We start from the raw sequence: 15,068 nt of genomic DNA, 5'->3' as shown, positions 1-15,068 counted from the left end.
CGGCAGAACCCCAGAATCAGCCACCAAGGAGACCGAACCGTGAAGAGCGCCGTGGAGACCCTGAACCCGACTCGGGTTCGGCTCACTGTCGAGGTGCCCTTCGAGGAGCTCAAGGACAGCCTCGACGCGGCGTACAAGAAGATCAACCAGCAGGTCACGGTGAAGGGCTTCCGCAAGGGCAAGATCCCGGCCCGGATCATCGACCAGCGGTTCGGGCGTGGTGCTGTGCTGGAGGAGGCCGTCAACGACGCCCTCCCGAAGTTCTACACCGACGCGGTCAACGAGGGTGAGCTCAACGTCCTCGGCCAGCCCGACGTCGACATCACGGAGCTGAAGGACGGCGAACTGCTCTCCTTCACCGCCGAGGTGGACGTCCGCCCGGTCATCGAGATCCCGGACTACTCCGGCATCGCGGTCACGGTCGACGCCGTGGAGGTCAGCGACGAGGACGTCGAGAAGTCGGTCGAGCAGCTCCGCGACCGCTTCGCGTCCACCAACCCGGTCGAGCGCGCCGCCGCCGAGGGTGACGTCGTCACGATCGACCTGGAGGCCAAGGTCGACGGCGAGGTCCTGCCCGACGGAGTGGCGAGCGGTGTCCAGTACACCATCGGCTCCGGAGAGCTCCTCGACGGCATCGACGAGGCCGTGACCGGCCTGGAGGCCGGTGGCGAGGCCACCTTCACCTCCGAGCTGAAGGGCGGCACCGCCGAGGGCAAGGCCGCCGAGGTCACCGTCAAGGTGACGCAGGTCGCCGCCCGCGAGCTCCCCGAGCTGGACGACGAGTTCGCGCAGATGGCGAGCGAGTTCGACACCCTCGACGAGCTGAAGGCCGACAGTCGCAAGCGCCTGGAGAGCAGCAAGCAGTACGACCAGGCCACCCAGGCCCAGGAGCGCGTCCTCGACGAGCTGCTGAAGCTCGCCGAGGTGCCGATCCCGGAGAAGCTGCTCGCGGAGGAGATCAACACCCGCAAGCACAACCTGGAGCACCACCAGCTCGGCCAGATGGGCCTCGACCTCGCGAAGTACCTGGAGATCCAGGGCAAGACCGAGGAGGAGTTCGACGCCGAGACCAAGGAGCAGGCGGTCAAGGGCATCAAGACCCAGTTCATCCTCGACGAGCTGGTCAACAAGGAGAAGCTGAACGTCAACCAGGAGGAGCTCACCGAGCACCTCATGCGGCGCGCGCAGTCCTCCGGCATGTCCCCCGACCAGTTCGCGCAGGCCGTCGTCGAGGGCGGCCAGGTGCCGATGCTCGTCGGCGAGGTCGCCCGCGGCAAGGCGCTCGCGGTGGTCGTCGAGGCCGCCACGGTCACCGACACCAACGGCGACCCGGTCGACCTGGAGGACGAGGAGGAGGCGGCCGAGGCCGCCGCCGCCGAGGCCACCGAGACGGCCGAGGCCCCCGCGGCGGACGCCGCCGAGGAGAAGAAGGCAGACGCCGCCGAGAAGGCGGACGCCGAGCAGGCCGACGACGAGAAGGCCGACAAGCCCGGCGCCTGAGCGGTCACGCTCTGACCGACGGAACCGACGGAACGGGCCCCGGACGCGACACGCGCCCGGGGCCCGCCCTGTCCGCCCACCGGACCCTCGGCCGCCGGGGACCGCTCCATGGCCGCCCGGAGCCCCCGTGACGCCCCCGCGCCCCCGGGGACGCTCCAGGGCGGGGAGAGGGGCCCACGGGCCCGCCCAGGCCCGTACAGGACCCGGTGGCGGCCGCTCGGAGCCTCAACTACCTTGCGCTCCCAGCGAACAGCAACGGAAGCGGGATGGCCCGCGCCGACCAGCGCGTTAGGGTCCATGAATACGAGGGCAGGGGAGTCTCCCGTCCCCGGTACGAAGACGCTGAGACGGCCGCAGCCGTCAGAGACGAGCAGGTGTATACGTGACGAATCTGATGCCTTACGCCGCCGGTGAGCCGTCCCTCGGTGGTGGCCTCGGCGACCAGGTCTACAGCCGGCTGCTCGGAGAGCGGATCATCTTCCTCGGCCAGCAGGTCGACGACGACATCGCGAACAAGATCACGGCCCAGATGCTGCTCCTTGCCGCCGAACCGGACAAGGACATCTTCCTCTACATCAACAGCCCCGGTGGCTCCGTGACGGCCGGCATGGCCGTGTACGACACCATGCAGTACATCCCCAACGACGTGGTCACCATCGGTATGGGCATGGCCGCCTCCATGGGGCAGTTCCTGCTCACCGGCGGCACCGCGGGCAAGCGCTTCGCGCTCCCCAACACCGACATCCTGATGCACCAGGGCTCCGCCGGCATCGGCGGCACCGCCTCGGACATCAAGATCCAGGCGGAGTACCTGCTCCGTACGAAGAAGCGGATGGCGGAGATCACCGCCTTCCACTCCGGCCAGACCGAAGAGACGATCATCCGCGACGGCGACCGCGACCGCTGGTTCACCGTCCAGGAGGCCAAGGACTACGGCCTGATCGACGAGATCATCACCGCGGCCTCGGGCGTTCCGGGCGGCGGCGGCACCGGGGCCTGAGGGCAGGCGCCCCGAGGACACACACCTTGAGGGCACCCGCCCCGACGCCCTTTCCGACCCCGGCCCAGCCCACCGAACGCCACAGGATGGTGAACACCCACATGAACAACTTCCCCACGAGCGGCCTCTACACCGGCCCGCAGGTGGACAACCGTTACGTCGTCCCGCGCTTCGTGGAGCGCACCTCGCAGGGCGTGCGCGAGTACGACCCGTACGCGAAGCTCTTCGAGGAGCGGGTCATCTTCCTCGGCGTGCAGATCGACGACGCCTCCGCCAACGACGTCATGGCGCAGCTCCTGTGCCTGGAGTCGATGGACCCGGACCGTGACATCTCCATCTACATCAACAGCCCCGGCGGTTCGATGACGGCCCTGACGGCCATCTACGACACGATGCAGTTCGTGAAGCCGGACATCCAGACGGTCTGCATGGGCCAGGCCGCCTCGGCCGCCGCCGTGCTGCTCGCCGCCGGCACCCCGGGCAAGCGCCTCGCCCTGCCGAACGCGCGGGTGCTGATCCACCAGCCGTCCAGCCAGACCGGCCGGGAGCAGCTCTCCGACCTGGAGATCGCCGCCAACGAGATCCTCCGGATGCGCGCCCAGCTGGAGGAGATGCTGGCCAAGCACTCGACGACGCCGATCGAGAAGGTCCGCGACGACATCGAGCGCGACAAGATCCTGACCGCCGAGGACGCGCTCGCGTACGGCCTCGTCGACCAGATCGTGTCGACCCGCAAGACCACGGCCGCAGCGGCCGCCTGACACACCCGGCGCCCTTGGCGCGGCTCGTGACGGCCGCGGGTGAACGCCCGCGGCCATGTGAACCGCGCCAAGGTGGGCCCGAACCCGGGCCCGGGCAAGGTACCGTCGGATATGAGGCACAGGAGCCGCTGAACCAAAGCTGCTCCCAGGCGAAGGGGAAGCAACCTCGTGGCACGCATCGGTGATGGTGGCGACCTGCTCAAGTGCTCGTTCTGCGGGAAGAGCCAGAAGCAGGTGAAGAAGCTCATCGCGGGTCCCGGTGTGTACATCTGCGACGAGTGCATCGATCTCTGCAACGAGATCATCGAGGAAGAGCTCGCGGAGACCTCCGAGGTCCGCTGGGAGGAACTGCCCAAGCCACGCGAGATCTACGAGTTCCTCGAGGGGTACGTCGTCGGGCAGGAGCCCGCGAAGAAGGCCCTCTCGGTGGCGGTCTACAACCACTACAAGCGGGTCCAGGCCGGTGAGAACGGCGGCGCGTCGGGCCGTGACGACGCGATCGAGCTGGCGAAGTCCAACATTCTGCTGCTGGGCCCGACCGGCTCCGGCAAGACACTCCTCGCGCAGACGCTGGCGCGCATGCTCAACGTCCCGTTCGCCATCGCCGACGCGACGGCGCTGACGGAGGCCGGCTATGTCGGCGAGGACGTCGAGAACATCCTGCTCAAGCTGATCCAGGCGGCGGACTACGACGTCAAGAAGGCCGAGACCGGGATCATCTACATCGACGAGATCGACAAGGTCGCCCGCAAGAGCGAGAACCCGTCGATCACGCGTGACGTCTCCGGCGAGGGCGTCCAGCAGGCCCTGCTGAAGATCCTGGAGGGCACCACGGCCTCCGTCCCGCCGCAGGGCGGCCGGAAACACCCGCACCAGGAGTTCATCCAGATCGACACGACCAATGTGCTCTTCATCGTGGGCGGCGCCTTCGCCGGCCTGGAGAAGATCATCGAGTCGCGCGCGGGCGCCAAGGGCATCGGCTTCGGCGCCACGATCCGCTCGAAGCGGGAGATCGAGGAGAGCGACCAGTTCCAGGAGGTCATGCCGGAGGACCTGGTGAAGTTCGGGATGATCCCGGAGTTCATCGGCCGTCTCCCGGTCCTCACCTCGGTCCACAACCTGGACCGCGCCGCCCTCCTCCAGATCCTGGTCGAGCCGCGCAACGCGCTGGTCAAGCAGTACCAGCGGCTCTTCGAACTCGACGGTGTGGAGCTGGACTTCGACCGTCCGGCCCTGGAGGCCATCGCCGACCAGGCGATCCTGCGCGGCACCGGCGCGCGCGGTCTGCGCGCCATCCTGGAGGAGGTCCTCCAGTCGGTGATGTACGAGGTCCCGTCCCGCAAGGACGTGGCGCGTGTGGTGATCACGGAGGACGTGGTCCACTCCCACGTCAACCCGACGCTGGTCCCGCGCGAGCCGAGGATCGTGAAGAACGACGGCCGCCACGAGAAGTCCGCGTAGCTTCCGGCGGCAAGAGGAGGGGCCCGGTCGCTTGCCGACCGGGCCCCTCCTCTCTGTTCCGGGCGGCTCCGCTGGCGCGGGATACTAGCCACTGCTAATATCGTGCCGTACGAGTTGAGGTTCTTCGCCGATGTTCTGGAGTGGATTCAGGTGCTGGCGAAAGAGGATCCGGACAGTCACGACCATGTCATCGCTGCTCTTGAGCGATTACAGGAGACGGGGCCGGCGCTCCGCCGTCCGACCGTGGGGACGGTGGACAACAGTCAGTTCCGCAACATGCGAGAACTCCGTCCGCGGAGTGGGGGATCGGTCAGCATCAGGATGCTGTTCGTTTTCGATCCGGTACGGCGCGCGGTGTTCCTCGTCGCGGGGGACAAGGCCAGTGGGCGTCAATGGTCGGCGTGGTATCCGAAAGCGATCAAAATGGCTGACGCCAAGTACAGCGCATACCTTGAAGCGCTGAAGGAGGAGGACGAAGCGTGAACCTGGGAAGCATGGCTGACCTGACCGCCGACATCACCCCGGAAAAGCGTGCTCGTATCGATCGGATCAAGCGGGAGCTGCTGGACGCGGAGAGGGGGCACGAACTTGCCGCGCTCCGCAAGGCACAGGGGATGACGCAATCCAGCGTCGCGGAGGCGATGGGCGTGACCCAGGGGCGTGTCAGTCAGATCGAGCGTGGAGGTGTCCGTCTGGACACCTCCACCATGGCGGCCTACCTCCAGGCTATCGGCGGAGAGCTGACGATACTGGCCACGGTCGGCAATGTGTCGGTGAAGCTCTGACGGGCCGCCGAGGAACCGGCTCCGCTACTTGATCTCGGTGCGGACCTCGTTGCGCAGCTTCGCGGCCTGCGTCGCCGCGTCCTCCAGGGGCATGCTCTTGCCGGTGAGTACGGCGGCCGCGTCGCTGTAGGCCACGTACGCGACGGTGCTGTGGTCGCCCCAGACGCACACCGGCGTGGTGATACTGCTGGGGGCGCCCGTCGTGGCGGCCGAGCCCAGGTCGATCTTCATCTCCTGGCACTTCATGATGCCGTTCTCGAACCCGTCGGGCGTGAACTCCTTCGGCTCGCCGACGAGTTCGACCTTCCCGGCGCCGCTGCTGTCGCCGCCGCCGCTCTTCGACTTCTCCGTCGACTTGGCGAACATCTTGTCGACGACCGCCGCAGGGTCGTCGATGGTGCCGTAAACACCGCTGAACTGGAGCTGCTTCGTCGTGGTGCCCTCGCCGGCCTTGTACGCGCCGGTGACGTTCTCCGGGGCGGAGATGCCCCACCCCTCGGCTTCCTTCTTGTCGCTGTCGGTGAAGGAGGTGTTGCCGGACTTGTCCCCGTCCTTCGAGAACTCCCCGTTCAGCACCGTCGCCGGCGTCGTCAGCTCGTACTTCTTCCCGTCGTCCGCGACCGAGCCCCCGCCCCCGCCCGAGGTCAGGAAGTACGCCCCGCCCGCTATCACCGCGAGCGCCACCACGGAGACCCCGATGATCAGCCCGGTCTTCTTCTTCGGGGCCTCCGGCGGAGGCGGGTAGGCGCCGCCGCCGTACGGGGGCTGCTGGCCGGTCTGCTGACCGTACGGGCCCGGGGGCTGCTGGGCGTACGGGTTCGGCCCGCCCTGCTGCGGGTAGCCGTACGGCGGCTGCTGGGGCGGGACGCCCTGGGGGGCCTGCGGCGGGTAACCGTAGCCGGGCTGCGGAGGTCCCTGCGGCGGCTGCTGGCCGTACGGGCCCGGCTGGCCGTACGGTCCGGGCTGCTGAGGCTGCCCGCCGTACGGGCCCGGCTGGTTGTAGCTCATGTGCGCTGTCCCCTCGATTTTTATGCTTTACCGACATCCTGACGGAAGAGGCCGTCGCGCGGGCCATCGGGGGCTGCACCGTTACATGACAACTCGTTTCAGTACCGGGCTGTGACACCTCTAAACTGAGCCCCGTGACCGAGAACCCACAGCAGCAGCCAGCCAGCAACCCCGAACTCCCGACCCAGTACGTCCCGGCCGAGGTAGAGGGGAAGCTGTACGAGCGCTGGGTGGACCGCGGTTACTTCGAGGCGGACGCGAAGAGCGAGAAGCCCCCCTTCACCGTCGTCATCCCGCCGCCCAATGTCACCGGCAGCCTGCACCTGGGCCACGCCTTCGAGCACACGCTCATCGACGCCGTCACGCGCCGCAAGCGTATGCAGGGGTACGAGACGCTGTGGCAGCCCGGCATGGACCACGCGGGCATCGCCACCCAGAACGTCGTCGAGCGCGAACTGGCCAAGGACGGCAAGTCCCGGCACGACCTGGGACGTGAGGCGTTCGTCGAGCGGGTCTGGCGGTGGAAGGCCGAGTCCGGCGGGCAGATCTCCGGCCAGATGCGCCGCCTCGGCGACGGCGTCGACTGGTCGCGTGAGCGCTTCACCATGGACGAAGGGCTCTCCCAGGCCGTCCAGACGATCTTCAAGAAGCTCTACGACGACGAGCTGATCTACCGCGCCGAGCGCATCATCAACTGGTGCCCGCGCTGCCTCACCGCGATCTCCGACATCGAGGTCGAGTACCAGGACGACGACGGCGAGCTGGTCTCGCTCAAGTACGGCGACGGCGAGGACTCCGTCGTCGTCGCGACCACCCGCGCCGAGACGATGCTCGGGGACACGGCCGTCGCCGTCCACCCGGACGACGCCCGGTACGCGCATCTCATCGGCAAGCGCATCAAGCTGCCGCTCACCGACCGTACGATCCCGGTCGTCGCGGACGAGCACGTCGACCCGGAGTTCGGCACGGGCGCCGTCAAGGTGACCCCGGCGCACGACCCGAACGACTTCGAGATCGGCCGCCGCCACGACCTGCCGAACATCACCGTCATGGACGAGCGCGCCGTCATCACCGTCCCCGGCCCCTTCCAGGGCCTGGACCGGATGGAGGCGCGCAGCGCCATCGTCGCCGCGCTGCGGGCCGAGGGCCGGATCGTCGCCGAGAAGCGCCCGTACAGCCACTCCGTCGGGCACTGCTCGCGCTGCAAGACGACCATCGAGCCCCGGCTCTCCATGCAGTGGTGGGTCAAGGTCGGTCCGCTGGCGCAGGCCGCCGGTGACGCGGTCCGCGACGGCCAGGTCGCGATCCATCCCAAGGAGATGGAGCCGCGCTACTTCGCGTGGGTCGACAACCTCCGCGACTGGTGCATCTCGCGCCAGCTCTGGTGGGGCCACCGCATCCCCGTCTGGTACGGGCCGAACGGCGAGATGGTCTGCGTCGGACCCGACGACGAGGCGCCGACCGGCGAGGGGTGGACGCAGGACACCGACGTCCTCGACACCTGGTTCTCGTCCGGGCTGTGGCCGTTCTCCACCCTCGGGTGGCCCGAACAGACCGAGAGCCTGGAGAAGTTCTATCCGAACTCCATCCTGATCACCGGCTACGACATCCTCTTCTTCTGGGTCGCCCGGATGATGATGTTCGGTCTGTACGCGATGGACGGCACCCCGCCGTTCAGCACGATCGTGCTGCACGGCATGGTCCGCGACCAGTTCGGCAAGAAGATGTCGAAGTCCTTCGGGAACGCGGTCAACCCGCTCGACTGGATGGACGCGTACGGCTCCGACGCGGTCCGCTTCACGCTCGCGCGCGGCGCCAACCCGGGTGTCGACGTCCCGATCGGCGAGGACTGGGTCCAGGGCTCCCGCAACTTCGCCAACAAGCTCTGGAACGCGACCCGTTTCGCGATGATGAACGGCGCGACCGTCGAGGGCCCGCTGCCCGACGCGGCCGACATGTCCGCCACCGACCGGTGGATCCTCTCCCGGCTCGGCGCCGTGGTCGCCGAGGTCGACGCGTACTACGAGGACTACCAGTTCGCGAAGCTCTCCGACGCCCTCTTCCACTTCGCGTGGGACGAGGTCTTCGACTGGTACGTGGAACTGTCCAAGACCGCGTTCTTCGAGGGCGGCGAGGCCGCCAAGGTCTCCGGGCGCGTCCTCGGCGAGGTCCTGGACACCACGCTGCGCCTGCTCCACCCGGTCATCCCGTTCGTCACCGAGACGCTGTGGACCACGCTCACCGGCAAGGAGTCCGTCGTCGTCGCCGACTGGCCGGCCGACAGCGGGTTCCGCGACGCGGACGCCGAGCGGGAGATCGAGCACCTCCAGCAGGTGATCACCGAGGTCCGCAGGTTCCGCGCAGACCAGGGCCTCCAGCCCGGCCAGAAGGTCCCGGCCCGGCTCGACCTGTCCGGCACCCCGCTCGCCGCGCACGAGGCGGCCATCCGCCAGCTCCTCCGGCTCCAGCCCGAGGAGGACGGCTTCCAGGCCACGGCGACCCTGCCGGTCGCGGGCGCCACGGTCGCGCTGGACCTCTCCGGCACCATCGACGTGGAGGCGGAGCGCAAGCGGCTGACGAAGGACCTCGGCGCGGCCGAGAAGGAGAAGGCACAGGCGCTCGCGAAGCTCGGCAACGAGGCGTTCCTCGCCAAGGCGCCGGACAACGTGGTCGACAAGATCCGCGGCCGGCTCGCCAAGGCGGAGGCGGACATCGAGCGCCTCACCGCGCAGGTGGCCGCCCTGCCCCAGGGCTGACGCCCTCGCTCGTACGTTCCCGTACGGCATGGCACGGATCCCCCTGACCGGCACCGGTCGGGGGGATCCGTCGTCCTGCGGGGGCGTCCGGGCCGCCGGGGGAGGGGCGCGCCGGAGCCGGTGTCGGTGGTCCTCCGTAGACTGGCCCCGTGAGCGAGCACCGTCCTTCCGACCAGCCCGGCGACGACAGCGATTTCGACGAGTCCGACGCGTTCGACGAGATCACCACCGCCGCGACCGACCGAGATCCCGACCTCGCGGTGATCGAGGCCGGCAGCCGTACGCTGCGCACCCAAGGAGGGCCCCCGCAGGGCGACGGCGTTCCGGCCCGCCCCGAGGACCCCGAGGTCGACCGCGCCCTGCGCGCCGTCGAGCAGGAGCTGGCGGGGCGCTGGGGCGAGACGAAGCTCGACCCGTCGCGCGCCAGGATCGAGGCGTTGATGAACGTGCTGGGCGACCCCCAGCGCGCCTACCCGACGATCCACATCACCGGCACCAACGGCAAGACGTCCACGGCCCGGATGATCGAGGCGCTGCTCGGCGCGTTCGATCTGCGCACCGGCCGCTACACCAGCCCCCACGTCCAGTCGATCACCGAACGGATCAGCCTGGACGGGGCCCCGATCTCCGCCGAGCGCTTCATCGAGACGTACGAGGACATCAAGGCGTACGTCGAGATGGTCGACTCCACGCAGGAGTACCGGCTCTCGTTCTTCGAGGTGCTGACGGCGATGGCGTACGCGGCCTTCGCGGACGCCCCGGTGGACGTCGGTGTCGTCGAGGTCGGCATGGGCGGCACCTGGGACGCGACGAACGTCATCGACGCGTCGGTCGCCGTCGTCACCCCGATCGACCTGGACCACACGGACCGGCTCGGCTCCACGCCCGGTGAGATCGCCGCGGAGAAGGCCGGGATCATCAAGGACGGCGCGACGGTCGTCCTGGCGCAGCAGCCGGTGGACGCCGCCCAGGTGATGCTGAAGAAGGCCGTCGACATGGACGCGACGGTGGCCCGCGCGGGCATGGAGTTCGGGGTGGCCGCCCGGGAGATCGCGGTCGGCGGCCAGCTGCTGACGCTGCGCGGCCTCGGCGGGGAGTACGAGGAGGTCTTCCTCCCGCTGTACGGGGCGCACCAGGCGCACAACGCGGCGGTGGCGCTCGCGGCGGTGGAGGCGTTCTTCGGGATCGGTGCCCGGCACGCGCGGCGGCTCGACCTCGACACGGTCCGCAAGGCGTTCGCGTCGGTGTCCTCGCCGGGGCGGATGGAGGTCGTACGGAGCTCGCCGACGGTGGTGCTGGACGCGGCGCACAACCCGGCGGGCGCGCGCGCCGCGGCCGACGCGGTCACCGAGTCGTTCGGTTTCAGCCGGCTGATCGGTGTGGTGGGGGCGAGCGACGACAAGGACATCCGCGGGGTGCTGGAGGCGCTGGAGCCGATCTGCACGGAGATCGTGGTGACACGTAACTCCAGCCATCGCGCGATGGACGTGGACGAGCTGGCGGGCGTCGCCGTCGAGGTCTTCGGTGAGGACCGCGTCCAGGTGGAGACGCGCCTGGACGACGCGCTGGAGGCGGCGATCACGCTCGCGGAGGAGGAGTCCGAGTTCTCCGGCGCCGGGGTGCTGGTGACCGGGTCCGTGATCACGGTCGGCGAGGCCCGGCTGCTGCTGAAGAGGGGCTGAATTCGTTGCGAACACTCTGCGCGTCGACGTTGATCGGTGAGTTCTTCGTGATCGGGTTCGCCGGCCTGGTCGCCATGAAGTCGGACGACCTGTCGGTGGGGACGGTCTGGACGGTCTGCGGCATCGCCATGCTGTTCTCGCTGCTGCTCTGCGGGATGATCACCCGCCCCGGCGGGGTCCAGCTCGGCTGGGCGCTCCAGGTGGGCCTGGTCGCGAGCGGTTTCGTGGTCCCGGCGATGTTCGTGCTGGGGGTGCTGTTCGCGGCGCTGTGGTGGGCCTCGGTGCACTACGGCCGGGTGATCGACGAGGCGAAGGCCCGCTGGGCCGCGCAGGCATCAGCAGAGGCTGACGCTGCGTAACCGGTGGTGCGGGGTGCCCTGTAGCCTCTGAGGACCTGGGATCCGGCCCGCGAGGCCGGGATTCCGGCACCCCGCATTCCCACAGAAGGAGCCCGTACTGTGAGCCAGCGCACGCTCGTCCTGCTCAAGCCCGACGCCGTACGCCGTCATCTCGTCGGCGAGATCATCGGCCGGATCGAGCGCAAGGCGGACTGGACCCTGATCGCGCTGGAGCTGCGCACGCTCGACCAGGACACGCTGGAGCAGCACTACGGCGAGCACAAGGGCAAGCCGTTCTACGAGCCGCTGGTCGCGTTCATGGCGTCGGGCCCCGTCGTCGCGCTCGTCGTCGAGGGCGAGCGGGTCATCGAGGGGGTCCGCGCGCTCTCCGGTCCCACTGACCCGATCGCCGCGGCTCCTGGGTCCATCCGGGGGGACTTCGGGACCATCGTCCGGGAGAACCTGATCCACGCCTCGGACTCCGAGGAGTCCGCCATTCGGGAACTGAAGATCTTTTTCCCGGGTCTTTCCTGACCGGGTGTCAGCCAAACGGCGCTGACGACCTGGGGCGACCGAAGGAATTCGGTCGCCTTTGGGTATATCCAGGCCACTTCCGGGAACGAGTCGCTCCGACAATTCGTCACCGTTACAGAGGTGGGCCAGCGCGCCGCCGTCGCTCCGACGGCACTACGATGGAAGCCTCCACGCCACAGCACCCACCTCGCCGTCCTGATAAGCCGTCAACGCTTGGGAAGGCCAGACGCATCCTCATGGGGAACCACATGTCGTTCATCGGCCGTGACATGGCTGTCGACCTCGGGACCGCCAACACGCTGGTGTACGTCAGGGGCCGCGGGATCGTACTCAACGAGCCGTCCGTGGTCGCCATCAACACCAACACGGGCGGCATTCTCGCGGTCGGCTCCGAAGCCAAGAAGATGATCGGCCGGACACCGGGCAACATCGTTGCCGTCCGGCCGCTGAAGGACGGCGTGATCGCCGACTTCGAGATCACCGAGCGCATGCTGCGCTACTTCATCCTCAAGATCCACAAGCGCCGCTACCTGGCCCGCCCGCGCGTCGTCGTCTGCGTGCCCTCGGGCATCACCGGGGTCGAGCGCCGCGCGGTCATCGAGGCGTCCACGCAGGCGGGCGCGCGGCAGGTGCACATCATCGAGGAGCCGATGGCCGCGGCCATCGGCTCGGGACTCCCCGTCCACGAGGCGACCGGCAACATGGTCGTCGACATCGGTGGCGGCACCACCGAGGTCGCCGTCATCTCGCTCGGCGGAATCGTCACGGCGCAGTCCATCCGCGTCGCCGGTGACGAGCTGGACAACGCGATCATCCAGCACATCAAGAAGGAGTACTCGCTTCTCCTCGGTGAGCGGACCGCCGAGAGCATCAAGATCACCATCGGGTCCGCGTACGACCTCGACAAGGACGAGCACACCGAGATCCGCGGCCGTGACCTGGTCTCCGGCCTGCCGAAGACCGTCGTCATCTCCGCTGCCGAGGTCCGCAAGGCCATCGAGGAGCCGGTCAACGCGATCGTCGACGCCGTGAAGACGACGCTCGACAAGTGCCCGCCCGAGCTGTCCGGCGATGTGATGGACCGCGGGATCGTGCTCACCGGTGGCGGCGCCCTGCTGCGCGGTCTCGACGAGCGGCTGCGCCGGGAGACCGGCATGCCGATCCACATCGCGGAGGATCCGCTGGACTCCGTCGCGCTGGGATCCGGCAAGTGTGTCGAGGAGTTCGAGGCGCTCCAGCAGGTACTGGACGCTCAGCCCCGCCGGTGACGGAACCGCCACGATCCGCCGAACGGGTGCAGGACCTCCCGTCCGGCGGATCGTTGATTCCGGCCATTCGTTGAGATACGCAGAGATACGCAGTCGTACACCGACATCCACGCGCCACCGACCGACAGATACCACCCAATTCCTACGAGGAAGGCACGGCCGCCGCACGTGAGGGACACACGAGAGAGCCGTCTGCTCTTGGTGCTGCTGATCGCCATCGCGTTCGCTTTGATCACGGTGGACATCCGCGGCGGTGAGGATTCCCCCGTCGACGGCGCGCGCCAGGCCGCCGCCACGGTGTTCGGTCCGGTGGAGAACGGTGTCGCGGCGGCGGTGAACCCGGTGGGCAACGCCATAGGAGCCGTGCGGGACTCCGGCTCGCGGCACACCCGGATCGCCGCCCTGGAACGGGAGAACACCGAGCTGAAGCAGCGGCTCGGCAGCGACGCCCGCAACCGCAGCCAGGTCCGCGAGCTGGACAAGATGCTCCAGCGGGCCGGCGCGGGACAGTACGGCATCAAGGGCGCCCAGGTCATCGCCATAGGAGCGGCCCAGGGCTTCTCCTGGACGGTCACCATCGACATGGGCCGGGACGACGGCATCGCACGCGACATGACCGTACTCAACGGTGACGGCCTGGTCGGCCGGGTCACCACCGTCGGCCCGAACACCGCCACCGTCCTGCTCGCCAACGACCCCGGGTTCACCGTCGGCACCCGGATGGAGGGCTCCGACGAACTCGGCTTCGCCACCGGCCAGGGCGACCGGCCGCTCTCCGTACAACTGCTCAACGGCAAGGCGAAGATCCGCAAGGGCGACCGTCTCGTCACCTTCGGATCCAGCAAGGACAAGCCGTTCGTGCCCGGCGTGCCGGTCGGCGAGGTCGTCCGCGTCGACCCCTCCGGCGGCGACCTCACCCGTACGCTCTCGGTGCGGCCCTTCGTCGGCTTCACCAAGCTGGACATCGTCGGCGTCGTCGTCGAGGCGCCCCGCGAGGACCCGCGGGACACGGTGCTGCCGCCCAAGTCCAAGCCCGTCCCGACGCCCACCGTCACCGTGACGGTCACCCCCTCGCCGGAGGGCGACGCGAACATGGACGTCAACGCCGAGGCCGACGGCAATCTCGACGTCAACGGGAACGCCACCCCCATCACCGGAGCCACCCCCGGCGCCAATCCCGACGCCGCCCCCGATCCCGACGCGGGTGACACGGGCAACGGCAACGGCCAAGCGGCAGACGACCAGGAGTAGGGCTGATCCCCATGCGCTTCAACCGGATTCTGCTCTCGACCACCCTGGTCGTGGTCGCCCTCGTCGTTCAGGTCTCCGTCCTCGCCCGGCTCCAGCTCCCTGGCGCCGTACCCGACCTGATGCTCCTCGTCGTCCTCGCCCTGGCCTTCGTGTACGGGCACGTCGGCGGCGCGTTCATCGGCTTCGGCGCCGGTCTGCTCTCCGACCTCGCGCCGCCCGCCGACCACGCCGCCGGACGGTACGCCCTCGTCCTCTGCGTCATCGGCTACGCGGCCGGACTGGTGCGCCCCGAGAAGGGCCAGATCCGCTCGGCGCTCGCCCCGATGACCGCGGTCGTCGCCGCGGCGATCTGCTCCACCCTGCTGTACGCGGGCGTCGGCGCCCTCGTCGGTGACACCGCCGCCCGCCATGTCGGCCTCGGCGGGCTGATCCTCACCGCCGCGATCTACGACCTGCTGCTCGCCCCGTTCGTCGTCCCGCTCGTCATGGCGCTCGCCAGACGCGCCGACAACGACCCGCTCGCGGAGTCCCGGGACAGCGGGGCCGGCGACATGGCCTCCGGCTGGGCCACCTCCGGCACCGGGCTGCGCATCGGCGGCCAGCGCGGCGGACTGCGGCTGCGCAGCGCCCGTAACCGCGCGGCGCGAGCCGGACGGATCAAGGGGGTCAAGCGGCTGTGACAGCGACAGCACCGTTCATCCGCAGGGCCCGCACCGCCCGTAGC

The 15,068-nt window shown here is 69.1% G+C and carries 14 protein-coding genes; 13 read left to right on the top strand and 1 reads right to left on the bottom strand.

All coding sequences use genetic code 11. The features are described from left to right. Nucleotides 1–39 precede the first annotated feature (39 nt). From tig to AB0P17_RS23430, 6 genes are all read left to right on the top strand, one after another. The gene (gene tig, locus AB0P17_RS23455; protein ID WP_365813831.1) at nt 40–1,500 is read left to right on the top strand and encodes a trigger factor; all 1,461 of its coding nucleotides are present in this window, start codon (nt 40–42) and stop codon (nt 1,498–1,500) included. Between the two features lie 394 nt (nt 1,501–1,894). Next, entirely contained in the window at nt 1,895–2,500 is a 606-nt protein-coding gene (locus AB0P17_RS23450; RefSeq protein ID WP_329827430.1) for an ATP-dependent Clp protease proteolytic subunit, read from the top strand. 86 nt (nt 2,501–2,586) lie between these two features. After that, complete coding sequence (locus AB0P17_RS23445) at nt 2,587–3,261, top strand: ATP-dependent Clp protease proteolytic subunit (protein WP_365813830.1); 675 nt, start codon at nt 2,587–2,589, stop codon at nt 3,259–3,261. A 168-nt stretch (nt 3,262–3,429) separates the two neighbouring features. Further along, a complete protein-coding gene (gene clpX / locus AB0P17_RS23440; protein WP_365813829.1) occupies nt 3,430–4,722 on the top strand; it encodes an ATP-dependent Clp protease ATP-binding subunit ClpX in 1,293 nt (430 codons plus the stop codon). Between the two features lie 102 nt (nt 4,723–4,824). Continuing rightward, nucleotides 4,825–5,205, top strand: coding sequence for a type II toxin-antitoxin system RelE/ParE family toxin (locus AB0P17_RS23435; protein WP_365813828.1), 381 nt, complete (start codon nt 4,825–4,827; stop codon nt 5,203–5,205). An 11-nt stretch (nt 5,206–5,216) separates the two neighbouring features. Continuing rightward, nucleotides 5,217–5,507 carry a helix-turn-helix transcriptional regulator gene (locus AB0P17_RS23430; RefSeq protein WP_365813827.1) on the top strand — a complete coding sequence of 97 codons (291 nt, stop codon included), beginning with the start codon at nt 5,217–5,219 and terminating at the stop codon, nt 5,505–5,507. 24 nt (nt 5,508–5,531) lie between these two features. On the opposite strand, the gene AB0P17_RS23425 is transcribed toward AB0P17_RS23430, so the two are convergent. After that, nucleotides 5,532–6,515, bottom strand: a complete 984-nt coding sequence (locus tag AB0P17_RS23425; RefSeq protein WP_365813826.1) for a hypothetical protein — start codon at nt 6,513–6,515, stop codon at nt 5,532–5,534. Nucleotides 6,516–6,649: 134 nt separating this feature from the next. Here AB0P17_RS23425 and AB0P17_RS23420 point away from each other — a divergent pair, with 134 nt between their 5' ends. From AB0P17_RS23420 to mreD, 7 genes are all read left to right on the top strand, one after another. Continuing rightward, complete coding sequence (locus AB0P17_RS23420) at nt 6,650–9,271, top strand: valine--tRNA ligase (RefSeq protein WP_365813825.1); 2,622 nt, start codon at nt 6,650–6,652, stop codon at nt 9,269–9,271. 149 nt (nt 9,272–9,420) lie between these two features. Then, nucleotides 9,421–10,953, top strand: coding sequence for a Mur ligase family protein (locus AB0P17_RS23415; protein WP_365813824.1), 1,533 nt, complete (start codon nt 9,421–9,423; stop codon nt 10,951–10,953). 5 nt (nt 10,954–10,958) lie between these two features. Continuing rightward, nucleotides 10,959–11,312: a DUF4233 domain-containing protein gene (locus AB0P17_RS23410; protein ID WP_365813823.1), complete on the top strand. Its 354-nt coding sequence runs from the start codon at nt 10,959–10,961 to the stop codon at nt 11,310–11,312. Nucleotides 11,313–11,411: 99 nt separating this feature from the next. Then, nucleotides 11,412–11,825, top strand: coding sequence for a nucleoside-diphosphate kinase (ndk, locus tag AB0P17_RS23405; RefSeq protein ID WP_365813822.1), 414 nt, complete (start codon nt 11,412–11,414; stop codon nt 11,823–11,825). A gap of 248 nt (nt 11,826–12,073) precedes the next feature. Further along, entirely contained in the window at nt 12,074–13,093 is a 1,020-nt protein-coding gene (locus AB0P17_RS23400; RefSeq protein WP_329827104.1) for a rod shape-determining protein, read from the top strand. Nucleotides 13,094–13,261: 168 nt separating this feature from the next. Beyond that, the gene (gene mreC / locus AB0P17_RS23395; protein ID WP_365813820.1) at nt 13,262–14,344 is read left to right on the top strand and encodes a rod shape-determining protein MreC; all 1,083 of its coding nucleotides are present in this window, start codon (nt 13,262–13,264) and stop codon (nt 14,342–14,344) included. An 11-nt stretch (nt 14,345–14,355) separates the two neighbouring features. Further along, nucleotides 14,356–15,024 (top strand): rod shape-determining protein MreD, encoded by a 669-nt coding sequence (mreD, locus tag AB0P17_RS23390; protein WP_365813819.1) that lies wholly within the window; start codon nt 14,356–14,358, stop codon nt 15,022–15,024. The last annotated feature ends 44 nt before the right edge of the window (nt 15,025–15,068 follow it).

Origin of the sequence: Streptomyces sp. NPDC088124 (genome assembly GCF_040685895.1) — a bacterium.
Classification (GTDB): domain Bacteria; phylum Actinomycetota; class Actinomycetes; order Streptomycetales; family Streptomycetaceae; genus Streptomyces.
Note: the sequence above shows the minus strand (reverse complement) of the source record. Positions and strands in the feature narration are given on the sequence as shown.